Annotated in this window: 9 protein-coding genes; 6 read left to right on the top strand and 3 right to left on the bottom strand. The window is 42.2% G+C overall.

The window, feature by feature from the left end; translation table 11 throughout:
* Window positions 1-165: 165 nt before the first annotated feature.
* Together VIM89_RS23445 and leuS are read right to left on the bottom strand one after the other, a co-directional pair.
* Entirely contained in the window at window positions 166-2,685 is a 2,520-nt protein-coding gene (locus tag VIM89_RS23445; protein ID WP_488158623.1) for a TonB-dependent receptor, read from the bottom strand.
* A 649-nt stretch (window positions 2,686-3,334) separates the two neighbouring features.
* Complete coding sequence (gene leuS / locus VIM89_RS23440) at window positions 3,335-6,154, bottom strand: leucine--tRNA ligase (protein WP_488158622.1); 2,820 nt, start codon at window positions 6,152-6,154, stop codon at window positions 3,335-3,337.
* Between the two features lie 115 nt (window positions 6,155-6,269).
* On the opposite strand from leuS, the gene VIM89_RS23435 reads away from it, so the two are divergent.
* Window positions 6,270-6,506 carry a hypothetical protein gene (locus VIM89_RS23435; protein ID WP_488158621.1) on the top strand — a complete coding sequence of 79 codons (237 nt, stop codon included), beginning with the start codon at window positions 6,270-6,272 and terminating at the stop codon, window positions 6,504-6,506.
* Between the two features lie 58 nt (window positions 6,507-6,564).
* On the opposite strand, the gene VIM89_RS23430 is transcribed toward VIM89_RS23435, so the two are convergent.
* On the bottom strand, window positions 6,565-7,014 hold the full coding sequence (locus VIM89_RS23430; RefSeq protein WP_488158620.1) for a protein tyrosine phosphatase family protein: 450 nt from the start codon (window positions 7,012-7,014) through the stop codon (window positions 6,565-6,567).
* Window positions 7,015-7,422: 408 nt separating this feature from the next.
* Between VIM89_RS23430 and VIM89_RS23425 the strand changes: the two genes are divergently transcribed.
* The 5 genes from VIM89_RS23425 to VIM89_RS23405 all read left to right on the top strand — a co-directional run bounded on the left by VIM89_RS23425 (window position 7,423) and on the right by VIM89_RS23405 (window position 12,373).
* Window positions 7,423-8,208 (top strand): hypothetical protein, encoded by a 786-nt coding sequence (locus tag VIM89_RS23425; protein WP_488158619.1) that lies wholly within the window; start codon window positions 7,423-7,425, stop codon window positions 8,206-8,208.
* Window positions 8,209-8,547: 339 nt separating this feature from the next.
* Complete coding sequence (dctA, locus tag VIM89_RS23420; protein WP_488158618.1) at window positions 8,548-9,780, top strand: C4-dicarboxylate transporter DctA; 1,233 nt, start codon at window positions 8,548-8,550, stop codon at window positions 9,778-9,780.
* 169 nt (window positions 9,781-9,949) lie between these two features.
* Window positions 9,950-10,576 (top strand): hypothetical protein, encoded by a 627-nt coding sequence (locus tag VIM89_RS23415; RefSeq protein ID WP_488158617.1) that lies wholly within the window; start codon window positions 9,950-9,952, stop codon window positions 10,574-10,576.
* Window positions 10,577-10,776: 200 nt separating this feature from the next.
* The gene (gene sucD / locus VIM89_RS23410) at window positions 10,777-11,649 is read left to right on the top strand and encodes a succinate--CoA ligase subunit alpha (protein ID WP_488158616.1); all 873 of its coding nucleotides are present in this window, start codon (window positions 10,777-10,779) and stop codon (window positions 11,647-11,649) included.
* Between the two features lie 142 nt (window positions 11,650-11,791).
* A complete protein-coding gene (locus VIM89_RS23405; RefSeq protein ID WP_488158615.1) occupies window positions 11,792-12,373 on the top strand; it encodes a hypothetical protein in 582 nt (193 codons plus the stop codon).
* Window positions 12,374-12,876 lie beyond the last annotated feature (503 nt).

The following is a 12,876-nucleotide window of genomic DNA, read 5'->3' as shown; positions in this document are numbered from 1 at the left end:
AGGCCTTTGCGCGCCGCACTTCGAGGACCTCAGTGTGACACCCATTTTTCGTTTGAAAGGTAATCATAGTAATCCTTAAATCATGCGAATCATGGTTCAGACAAAAAAAATGTGCAGATGATTTCTCACCTGCACATCTAAATATAATTGACAATCTAATATTTATTACCTGGTACCCGGACCGCCGCCTACGCCACCGTTTTGGTCGCCTTGCTTCATGTCGTCGTTATTAACGCCTTTTTTCTGCTGCGGATTGCTGAAAGTAGTTTTACCGAAGCTGTAGCTAAATGTTAAACCAACCGAGCGGAATGGGAACGCAAACGTACTGGTTTGGTTCAAGCCATTGCTGACAGTTTTGGTGTTGAAGTCCTTATATTTATTAAACGGCTCCAATGTGTTGATACCGATAGAAGCCTTCTTTTTCAGGAACTGCTTACGCACGCCTGCACCCAGTAAACTGAATGACGGGCTTGTACCCTGGATGGTATGACGTGGAGAGTTTTCTATCGCAAATACTTGTGCAATAAAACCACCGCTCAGATCCAGTTCGCCCATAACGAAGGCATTGTATTGAATATAAGTTCCTGACTGTGAGAAAAACTCTGCATACTGGGCGTATGGGGTAGGGTGGTAAGTATAAACGTTGGCGCTCGCACGGAAGGTCAGTATTTTGATCGGGCTGACAGAACCAAAGAAACTAAAACCAAATGAATTGTTTACAGTAGCGTTCTGGTATTGGGTTAATGTACCATGCACGCTGGTATCAGCCGATGGCAGTGGCCCTACGATATTTTCGATCACATCAGACGTATGCCTGTAATAGAGTGATGTATTGATAACCGATGATTTGATAAACGTGGTATACCCCAACTCGATAGACTGCGATACTTCCGCCGCCAGGTTAGGGTTACCTTCTGTCTGTGCGGTAATGTTAGTCTTGTTGACATACGGGTTCAGGAACTGCAAGCTTGGGCGTGTAATACGTTTGCTGTACGATAACTTGATGGTTTGTGTAGGAGTCAGCGCCTTCTGTATGGTAAGGCTTGGGATGAAAGTATTATATCCCTGGTTAACAGGAGGCAAATTCTGCTCATCCCCCGAACTGGCTGCACCATTGATGCTTGTATATTCGTCGCGCACACCTGCCATCACTGTCCATGATTTTGGCAAGGTAATAGTAAACACACTGTATCCGGCGGTTACATTCTGATTGTAATTGTATTTGCTCGAATTCAGACTGTCTAACAAACTAAAGTTATTTGAATCAAAAAGGTCCGATGTACTGTTAATACGACGAATGATCTCTTTACCACCAGCTTCCCACTTAAATGTTTTGCTTACCGGCAGGGTATAATCCACCTGTAAAGTGTACTCATTGTTTAAACCGTCAATGTTATTTTTGGTGTTTTCATAACCTGCAGGAAGATCGCCGGTGTAATAGTTGGTATAATCGGTTACGATCTTGCTATGGCTCCATTGGGTTGATATATCCAGCTCTTCGCCTTCTTTTTTGAACTTGTGGGTATAATCAAGGTTCCAGTCAAAGCCGCCGAATGTGTTATGGCTTAAGCTATTACCATTATACAACTTATTTGAGTCAGGTATATTGTAGTTGATATAAGCATTCTGGGTAGTTGAATTCGGATCAAAGCCACCCTGATTTAGACGGATATTGGTATGAAGGGAGTTATAAGCATTGAAATCGTAGTTAGCCGAAACGTTGCCTATGCCACCATGTCTTTTCAGATAGGTAGAACCGCTTGATTGGTTGGCGAAATGCTGTGTGCCCTCGTTGATCTCGTTATCAAAAGTAGTTAACGAGGTTTGAGGCCAGGTTAAGTTGCCACCGGCATTCATCGACAGGCTGAAACGGTTTTTGTTGTAATTCAGGTTGATGTTGCCGTTATTCTGACGTGTACCCACACCGCCGCTGATTGAACCGCTGATACCGGTCATATTCTTTTGCTTGGTGATGATGTTGATGATACCTGCTGAGCCTTCTGCATCATATTTTGCAGATGGCGAAGTGATTACTTCGATACTTTTGATCTGGTCAGCAGGAATGGTTTTTAACACATCCGATAAGCTGGCAGAAGTAGCACCCGAAGGTTTGCCGTTGATCAAAACACGCACGTTCTGGTCGCCGCGTAAGGAAACGTTACCATTAATGTCTACAGCTACCAAAGGCACTTTTTGTAAAACGTCGCTGGCGTTACCACCTGCTGCTGTAAGGTCTTTTTCAGCATTGTATACTATTTTGTCGATCTTGTTTTCAACTAATGCTGCTGTACCGGTGACTTCAACTCCCTTTAATGCTTTCGCACTTGGCGCCACTACAATCGTACCCATATTTTTATCGGGTTTCGAGTCGGTAGTAACAACACCGGTAACAAATTTGTCAGGATAACCTACATAGGTAATTCTCAGTTTATAGCTGCCGGGGTGAAGGCCTTCTATTTTGAAGTTACCCTTTTCGTCGGTAAGGACGCCGTTGATGGGAGAGGAACCTGTAGCACGGAAGATACTTACGGAAGCGTAATCCAAAGGCTTTTTGGAAACGGAATCAATCAGTGTGCCCGATACCTTTCCCACTATAGATGAGCCGCCACCCACGCCGCCAAGCTGCGCCTTAGCTGTAAGTACGGTTGATAATATTATTGCAAAAAGTAAAAGTATACGTTTCATTTCAAATCATTTTCGTAATTGGAGGCGAAATTAGTGCAAATGTTACAGCAAACGGTTCTTTTTTTAGTAATGACTGCGTTTGTCACTTATTCGTTACCAGGTTAAATAAATAAAGATATGTCCGTCCGTTTGGGAGTATAACAGCTGTGGTAAGGGAAATTGGACAAAGGTCTCAAACCTCATTTCCCTTTTGTCATTCTGTCACACTGAGCTCAGTCGAAGTGCGGCGCGTAGAGGCCTGCCCGCCATGCTTCGAGAGCGTCAGCATGACACCCTATAGTTTGTTTTTACACCACAATATTCACAATCCTACCCTTCACCACAATCACCTTTTTAGGCGATTTACCATCGAGATATTTTTGTACATCGGCATTGCCAACGACAACGCTTTCGATAGCCGGAGCCCCATTTCTGGTTTAAGTCTTCCGCAGGGCGACTTAAATCACTTATGACTACAGGACTCTGTCCGGCGTTGGATACATATATTTTTTGTTGTCCACAACTTACTTTGAGTGCTATACCCGGACACAGTCCTCCAATCCATGGATGATTTAAGTCAGAGACTTAAACCAGAGTGCGTCGAAGTGCGGCGCGTAGAGGCCTGCCCGCCATGCTTCGAGAGCCTCAGCATGACACCCTATAGTTTGTTTTACACCACTATATTCACAATCCTACCCTTCACCACAATCACCTTTTTAGGCGATTTGCCATCCAGGTACTTTTGTACATCGGCATTGCCAACGACAACGCTTTCGATAGCCGGAGCATCAAGGCTTAATGAAATGTTCAGGTTCATTTTCATTTTGCCGTTGATGGAGATTGGGTAAGCAAACTCATCCTCAATCAAATATTCCGGATTGAATTTTGGATAATCTGCATAGGATAGAGTACCAGCCTCGTTACCTAATAATACCCACAACTCCTCACAAATATGCGGTGCATAAGACGATAACACGATTACTAAATCTTGCAGGATAGCTCTCTTATTGCATTTCAAATCGGTCAATTCATTAACAGCGATCATAAAGCTGGATACCGAAGTATTGAACGAGAAACGATCAATATCTTCCTCTACCTTGCGGATGATCTTATGTAATGATTTCAATTCAGCTTTAGATGGTGCTTCTTCTGATACCCTGAAGTTGAACTGCTCATCATGGAAAAGTTTCCAGAACTTACGCAGGAACTTAAACACGCCTTCGATACCATTGGTGTTCCACGGTTTGCTTTGCTCTAATGGGCCGAGGAACATCTCGTACATGCGTAAAGTATCAGCGCCATATTTTGCGATCAGGTCATCCGGGTTAACTACGTTGAACTTGGATTTCGACATTTTTTCGATCTCCACGCCGCAAACGTATTTTCCGTTTTCCAAAATGAACTCAGCGTTCTTAAAATCTTCTCTCCATTGTTTGAACTTGTTGATATCGAGGATATCATTCTCTACAATGTTCACATCAACATGCAACTCGTAAGTCTTGTATTCCTTAACCAAACCATGAGAAACGAAAGTATTGGTACCACGTCCTTCATCATCAATCAATCTGTATACAAAATTACTCCTTCCCTGTATCATCCCCTGGTTAATGAGCTTTTTGAACGGCTCTTCTTCAATCGCCAGGTTCATATCCTTCAAAAACTTGTTCCAGAAACGGCTGTATAACAGGTGGCCGGTTGCATGCTCCGAACCGCCGATATACAGGTCGACATTCTTCCAGTACTCAATAGCTTTTTTAGATGCAAACTCTTTGTCGTTCTTCGGATCCATGTAACGGTACCAGTAAAAGCTGGAACCAGCCCAACCCGGCATGGTACTCAACTCGTACTCGAACCCATTATAATTCCATCCCGTAGCACGACCCAATGGTGGCTCGCCTGTTTCGGTTGGTAAATATTTGTCAATTTCAGGAAGTATTAAAGGCAAATCCTTCTCATCTATCAAATGAGGCAGATTATCCTTAAAGTAAACCGGCACTGGTTCGCCCCAATAACGCTGACGACCGAATATGGCGTCACGCATACGGAAGTTCACCTTAGCTTTGCCTGCGCCTTTGCCTTCTAAAAATTCTATCACTTTTGCCGTACCGTCCTTATAGTTCAATCCGTTCATAAAGTCGGAGTTGATATAAGTACCTTCTTTGGTTGGGTCGGCTTCGGTTTCTATTTTTTGTATGTCGATGATCGGGATGATCGGCAGATCAAAATGTTTAGCGAAAAGATAATCGCGCTGATCGCCTGATGGTACTGCCATTACTGCGCCGGTACCATATCCCGCCAAAACATAATCAGCGATATATAAAGGCACACGCTCATTGTTCACCGGGTTGATGACATAGCTGCCCGTAAAAGCACCTGATACCGTTTTGGTATCTGCCATGCGGTCCAACTCAGATTTCTTTTTGCTTTGCGCGATGTAAGCATCCACCGTAGCCTTCTGCTCAGGCGTAGTTAATGATGGCACTAATTCATGCTCAGGAGCCAATACCAAAAAGGTAACACCAAAAATTGTGTCAACGCGTGTAGTAAATACTTCTATATAGTTATCAGTGACCGGTGACTGGTGATCAGTGGCATTCGTAAATCGTAAATCGTAAATCGTAAATTTCACAGACGCGCCCACACTCTTACCTATCCAGTTCCTTTGCATTTCCTTCAATGGTTCGGGCCAGTCAATGGTATCTAAGCCTTGTAGTAAACGCTCGGCATAGGCGGTGATGCGCATGCTCCATTGCATCATTTTCTTTTGTTCAACTGGATAACCACCGCGCTCGCTAAAGCCGTCTTTTACCTCGTCGTTAGCTAGTACAGTGCCTAACGCGGCACACCAGTTTACGGTGCTTTCGCGCAGGTAAGTAAGGCGGTATTTTAGCAATTCTTCCTGCTGATCGTTATTGTTCATGGCATTCCACTCATCAGCGGTAAAGGTCAATATATCCTCATCACATACCGCATTGATGCCTGATGAACCGTTCTGCTCAAAGTGAGCAACCAGTTTTTCTATCGATTCAGCCTTATCCGCAGCCTTATTATACCAGGAGTTGAACAGCTGCATAAATATCCACTGCGTCCACTTGTAGAAGTCGGGTGAGCTAGTACGAACCTCGCGGCTCCAGTCGAACGAGAAACCTATCTGGTCAAGCTGACGGCGGTAAGTAGCGATATTTGTCTCGGTAGTAATGGCGGGGTGCTGACCGGTTTGGATGGCGTACTGCTCGGCAGGTAAGCCAAAGCTGTCGTAGCCCATCGGGTGCAGCACATTAAAACCTCGCAAACGCTTATAGCGCGCAAAAATATCGGAAGCGATATAGCCCAGCGGGTGTCCAACATGCAACCCCGCACCTGATGGATACGGAAACATATCCAGCACATAATACTTGGGTTTTTGGGAATCGTTATCAACCTTGAAGGTTTGATTTTTGGCCCAAAACTGCTGCCACTTTTGCTCTATATCTTTAAATTGATAGTCCATTGCTTATAATCTCGCGTTTGAGGTTGCGAAATTAAGAAAAATGGTTGATTAAGTTGATAGAGTTAAGTGGTTGATTAAGTTGAGGGCGAAGGTTAAGTTTGTGTTTGATAACACTATGGACGAAAGAATAACCGCTTTTAGAAGAGAAGCAGAGATAATTGAGAAACGATTTGAGAAACTGTTTAACGGCAGGCCAGGTTTCTCGCCCGAAAAACCTGACAGCATTCACAATCATTATGTTTTATATGTTAGTGATGACGATGTTCTTTTAGTTTTTCCAGCTCGAAATATTTTAACACCTGTTCCGATGCAACAATTAAAAGAGGTTTATCACAGAATATTTGGGAAATGAGAGTTTAAATCTAACTCAACTCAACCATTTCAACCAATACAACTTTTACAACCAATCATCAATCACTAGTCAACCAAAGTACAGCATCATCAATAAACTGCTGCCATATCCCATCTGGTTGCCATACTTCTTCAATAAATTTCTGCATTTCATGTTGATTCAAAATGTCAGTGGCAAAAAGATATAAACCTGTAAAGGCAGATGCTCTGTAATTAGCAGCACAATGCACTAATGTTTTCTGGTGACTATGTTCATTCATCAGCCTGATAAAATCAGTTAACTCACTCAACTGCGGATCATCAAAAATAATTGGCAAATGATGATAAGCTAAACCCAACTTAGTAACCGATGCAGCTTCATCAGCCAAAGCATATTTGCCATCTGCTAAACCAAGGTTGATAACAACCTGATAACCATCATCAGCAATACTTTGCAACTGCCCTTCACGTGGTTGACCGGCACATGCCAGTATATCTGATACCTGTTTGAAGTTGTAGATGTCGCTCATGATGTAAAGATAGTGAGTGGTTGATTAAGTTAAGTGGTTGATTGGTTGATCTTTCAGATAAATTCCCCTCTTGAGAGGGGCAGGGGTGTGTTATTCAGCATGCTTTTCTGTCCGTCCGTTAAGGAGTGTAACAAAATAGCGGACGGACAAAACACTATAACTCCCCACACTGGCTTCAGTTACAGACTGAAACCGGGGTGCCTTTCGCCTTTAACCTTTCTGCTTTCACCTTGTTTTGTTCCGTTCTTTATTTTGTTACAGTGCTAATAGAACACTCGTTTTGTTTCGCACTACTGTTACACTCCTTAAAGAACGGAACAAATCGCATAACTCCCTATAACCCAGCAATCGCTTTTTTCGTATAAGTGGCAAAAACTACTTATCATTACAAAAAATTTAAATCTTGTCATGAAATTAAAACGCATCGCATTAGTGGTAATGGCCTGTGCAGCATTGGGCTATACATCATGTAAAAAATCAAGTTCCTCGCAAACAGTCGACTCAAAAACAGTAGCTAGTCAGATGGCTTTGAACTTGTCACAAACCCTGTATTCAGGCTTTGGTGGGTTTAACCTGAGCAGTGGCCTTAGCGCTCCCGGACAATTCGGTTTGGATCGTAACGCACTTAGGCTAAAACTGACCAAAGGTCGTACAGGCATTAACGATCTGGGCGGCGATATTACCTGCGGTATGCACGCCGATACTACCTTCAGCGCAACTATTGCGGGTGACGGAGGCGGATCGGCAACAGTATCGGGTTCTATCGGTTTCACTTTCAACTGTACTAACGACGTGTTTTCAGGCTTTAATATTACCGACAACCTGAAAGTAACCGAAGCTACAGCTCAAATAAACGGTACTTTCAATATTGCCGAAAACCTGACATTAGCTCAAATAACCCCGGGCGATGATAGCTCAAACATTTCATTGAACGGTACTATCAATTTTGCCGAAAATGCAAAAGTTAGCGGCAAAACCACTGCTATGTCATTCAATTATACTTTCAGCAATGTGACGATCGATCAGGAAGGTAACCTGGTAAGCGGCTCGGCTACTTTTAACACTACTGCCAGCGGCGGGCAAGGTACCTGGAACTACAACGGTACCATCACTTTCCTGGGTAATAATTCAGCTAAGGTGGTTATCAACGGCGCTACTTATACCGTTAACCTGCAAACAGGCACTGTAAGCTAATCAATAATTAATACATATACAGCATTTAGAAGCTCTCTTCGTGTGGAACGAAGGGGGCTTTTTGTTTTTCGTCCGTCCGCTCATCACTGTTACAAAATAATGGACGGACAGAACATCTCACTACGTCATCCAGTCCGTTGGCTAACGGATCGGGAACCCACAGGACAGGTCGACGCCATGCTGTATACTTGCATGCTGTATACTTGCATGCTGTATACTTAGCGAGTGGGGTGCTGAAACAAGTTCAGCATGATGATATTGTTTATTATTTTGACGGACACCACTACAACCATTCCAACCACTACAACTATTCACCAATTATCGTATACTTGTTTTCGCATGAAAAAACTCTTATCCAATTTAACTTTCCAGGTGATAGCGGCCATTGTGCTGGGCGTAGTGGTGGGACTGTATTTTAAAGATTTTGGTCCGACGGCACAGCTTATCAGCAAAAAGTTTATTGATCTGATCACGATGCTGATCGCGCCTATTATTTTCCTGACCATCGTGTTAGGTATAGCTGGCATGGGTGATATGAAGAAAGTAGGCAGGGTTGGGGGTAAGGCAATATTATACTTTGAGATCGTGACCACCTTTGCGCTCATCATGGGTGTAGGTTTTGCCAACCTGATAAAACCCGGCAGCGGATTACCTGCACCACACGGAGCAGCCAATGCCAAATTGCAAGTATTCCAAAAAGCAGCTTCTGAAATGAAGTGGAGTGAGTTTTTTGCGCATATCATTCCATCTAATGTATTCGATACTTTTGCCAAGGGTGATATTTTACAAATACTCTTTTTCGCCATTCTGTTTGGTTATGGATTGAGTTTATTGAAGGAGACTGGCAAACCTTTGGTTGATTTTTTTGAAAAGCTGAACAAGGTTTTCTTCAATATAATGGGTGTGGTGATGAGAGTAGCGCCTATCGGAGCTTTTGGAGGAATGGCTTATACCGTGGCAACTTATGGAATCAGTACGTTAGGGCCATTAGTAAAATTATTAGGGGCTGTATTCTTAACTATGCTGCTTTTTATTTTCGTGGTGTTATTTATCGTGAGTTTGATCTTCAAGTTCAGCCTTTGGCAATATCTGAAATACATCCGGCAGGAAATTTTGATCGTACTGGGTACCTCATCATCAGAAACTGTATTACCAAGCATGATGGAAAAGATGGAAAAATTCGGTTGTGCCAAATCGGTAGTCGGGTTAGTGATTCCGGCAGGGTATTCTTTTAATTTGGATGGAACGACGATTTACCTTTCTATGTCAGTCATCTTCCTGGCGCAAGTGTTTAATATTCCTTTATCGTTAGAACAGCAATTGGTTATTATCGGTATCCTCATGATCACCTCTAAAGGCGCAGCGGGGGTAACTGGCAGCGGTTTTATTGTACTCACGTCTACCTTAACAGCTATTAAAGTGATACCGGTTGAAGGCGTGGCATTATTATTAGGTGTAGATCGCTTTATGTCGACGGCAAGGGCGCTCACCAACATGATAGGCAATGGAATAGCCTGTATCGTGATAGCGAAGAGCGAGAAGGAGTTTACGCCTGTGGCGCAGGCCGAATGATTTACAATTTTAGAATTACGATTGATGGAATGTAGGCTGTCATGCAGTGTCATTATACTATGTGGCATATTATGACGGACGGACAAATAATCACTATTGCATCGTTCTGCATTTAAAAATAATTGACAGGTTACCGGTGAAAAACTACTATAAACTTTAAATTTATAGTATGAAAAAAACAATCTTCCTTATTGTTCCGCTTCTGTTACTATCAGTTTATAGCCATGGCCAATCTGTTAAAAGGAGAGTTCATCCTGTAGTAAATGGTGAAATGCGATATGCCTATGGTTGGATTCGCCAGTTCAGGTTTTTTGGAATGAAGCAAAAGCTTTATAAAGATACAATTTCAGACGAGGAATACAGGTTTCTATGTTTGCCCACGCTTAATTATCATGAGTATATTATCAGTATCCAAAAAAAGGCAAATAGCTACTCAGTTTCGTGGTCTAAAAGCAATGCTGTATGGTATGCTGAGAAGAGAAAAGCCGATCCGCTAAAAAGTAAGGAGATATCAGAAAGTCAATGGCTTGAGTTTACTAAAAAGGTGCATGATATGCATTTTTGGCAGATGGACTCATGTAATGGTGACGAAAAAACTTCGACATTTTATGACGATGTTTGGCTGTTTGAAGGGAAGGACGATAGAAGGTATCACATAATCGCTTGGTATGCACCAAACTCAACTAAAAAGCTATATAGTTGTCTTAAATACATGCTTGATCTTACCGGCATAAAAGGGAGGCTGCAAAAACCATATAGAAAATTTATTAATAGCGATTTGCCATTGAATCGGTAGTCGCTGCTTTACGCTGTCGCAGTTGTAGGCAGAATGTAACAGAAGGACACTCACCGCAACGCCAAACCGCCTTGCACCCTGCGATAACGGGGCGTATTAATCAATCGTAATTCGCAAATCTAAAATCGTAATTCGTAAATCGTAATTGACTTTGAGATTACCATGAATAACTTTAGCTTTGCGCACACATAATAAAATCTATGAGCGTTCTCGTAAACAAAGATTCCAAAGTAATAGTTCAGGGTTTTACCGGCCAGGAAGGTACTTACCACGCATCGCAAATGATCGAATATGGTACACAAGTGGTTGGTGGTGTTACTCCCGGCAAGGGCGGCAACACTCACCTTGACAGACCTGTTTTTAATACCGTAGCCGATGCAGTTGCCAAAACCGGCGCTAACGTTTCTATCATTTTCGTACCACCGCCATTTGCTGCCGATGCCATTATGGAAGCAGCCGAGGCAGGTATCGGTGTGATCGTTTGTATCACTGAAGGTATCCCAACCAAGGATATGATCCAGGTGAAGGAATACCTGAGAGGCAGAAACAGCCGTTTGATCGGTCCTAACTGTCCTGGTATCATTACTGCTGGTGAGGCGAAGATCGGTATCATGCCGGGCTTTATCTTCCGCAGTGGTAATGTAGGCGTAGTATCAAAATCAGGAACTTTAACTTACGAAGCGGTAGACCAGGTAGTGAAAGCCGGAATGGGTATTACTACAGCTATCGGTATAGGTGGAGACCCGATCATCGGCACTACCACCAAAGAAGCAGTTGAATTACTGATGAACGACCCTGACACGCATGGTATCATTATGATAGGCGAAATAGGCGGCGGCATGGAGGCTGAAGCTGCACGCTGGATAAAAGAGAATGGAACAAAACCTGTAGTAGGTTTCATCGCAGGCCAAACCGCTCCTCCGGGACGCAGAATGGGTCACGCCGGTGCGATCGTTGGCGGCGCTGATGATACTGCTGCTGCCAAAATGAAGATCATGGCAGAATGCGGTATCCGCGTAGTAAAATCTCCTGCCGATATAGGCGCTGCTATGGCGGAAGAATTGAAGAAATAGATCTGAGATATTAGATTTGAGATATGAGAAATCCTGGTCAGAAATGGCTGGGATTTTTTATTGGTCAGACATTTGTAAATATGTATAAGGAAAATAAATTAACCTTGCTTTATCGTATATTTATAAATAAACATAATCAATCATGGAAGCATCAGTGAAAGAGTATTTATATCTTGAGAAGCTACTCGAAGAGAATAAAAGTAGACTCGAATCATATAATAACAATAGAGATATTTTTAAAACTCAGATTTGCGAATTGGAAAGCCTTATGTGGCAGGCTAAGATTGATTTGAATAGAGCGGAAAATTATTTAATTCTAATTAACCCCAAAGCAGAAAGAGTAAGAGTCAATCTTATACTAACGATTAAAAATATTCTTGAAAATATAAAAACGATTAGAGAATTCGGCAAATACCCGTCTTTAAACCAAAACCTTGCTTTACCGGGTTGGATTTTCTGGAAGATACTGCATAGTTTACAACATATAATTGAAAATGAGGGGGATTTCGGTGCATCCCGATCTTATTTAAAAGGTAATTACGGTGCATGGAATTATAAGGGATTAGAATATATTCTCGCCAATGCAGTAACCACATTGTCTGCCACTAGATTTAACAGTTTAAAAGACTCAATCGATTTTTTTACAGAATTAGCACAAGGATTTATATTGGAATATAAAAAGATCATAGAAAAACACTATGACAGTTATGGTCAAATACAGTAGTTGTTTATAATGTTTTTGTTTGTATCAGAACCCGAATTTATATAATTACGGAATTGCTCGAATTCTGTTAACCCCTAAATTCTGATAATTCAGGTTCAGACAAATTCGCAATGACGAGTCGGAGATATTGTTCCACAACTACTGTTACAAAATAACGAACGGAACAAAACGGTTTGTCATTTTGAGCGAGAGCGAAGAATCTATTACGGGATTTGTTAGGTAACTAGAATTTCAATGAATCTCCGAATATATGTGCGCGTCTATTAAGGTATTATTCGCGACGGATGCTTCACTATCGTTCAGCATGACAAGTTTAAAAATTAGCCTAGTCAACCCAATGTAAACAAGCACTTACTCCAAAAATCAAAACACCAAGCCCATCGTATATTTGTTGTAACGGTGAAAAGGAATACAATCACTCATTCACTAACTCACTCATTCACTAATTAAACAATATGGGATACAACAAGCTCACACCCGAAGAAGAGAGGGTAATACTATAC

Source organism: Mucilaginibacter sp., assembly GCF_036568825.1.
In the GTDB taxonomy this organism is placed as follows: Bacteria; Bacteroidota; Bacteroidia; order Sphingobacteriales; family Sphingobacteriaceae; genus Mucilaginibacter.
Note: the sequence above shows the minus strand (reverse complement) of the source record. Positions and strands in the feature narration are given on the sequence as shown.

Coding starts and splice junctions, on each gene's coding strand:
- VIM89_RS23445 (WP_488158623.1), bottom strand. CDS start 2,685: ATGAAACGTATACTTTTACTTTTTGCAATAATATTATCAACCGTACTT.
- leuS (WP_488158622.1), bottom strand. CDS start 6,154: ATGGACTATCAATTTAAAGATATAGAGCAAAAGTGGCAGCAGTTTTGG.
- VIM89_RS23435 (WP_488158621.1), top strand. CDS start 6,270: ATGGACGAAAGAATAACCGCTTTTAGAAGAGAAGCAGAGATAATTGAG.
- VIM89_RS23430 (WP_488158620.1), bottom strand. CDS start 7,014: ATGAGCGACATCTACAACTTCAAACAGGTATCAGATATACTGGCATGT.
- VIM89_RS23425 (WP_488158619.1), top strand. CDS start 7,423: ATGAAATTAAAACGCATCGCATTAGTGGTAATGGCCTGTGCAGCATTG.
- dctA (WP_488158618.1), top strand. CDS start 8,548: ATGAAAAAACTCTTATCCAATTTAACTTTCCAGGTGATAGCGGCCATT.
- VIM89_RS23415 (WP_488158617.1), top strand. CDS start 9,950: ATGAAAAAAACAATCTTCCTTATTGTTCCGCTTCTGTTACTATCAGTT.
- sucD (WP_488158616.1), top strand. CDS start 10,777: ATGAGCGTTCTCGTAAACAAAGATTCCAAAGTAATAGTTCAGGGTTTT.
- VIM89_RS23405 (WP_488158615.1), top strand. CDS start 11,792: ATGGAAGCATCAGTGAAAGAGTATTTATATCTTGAGAAGCTACTCGAA.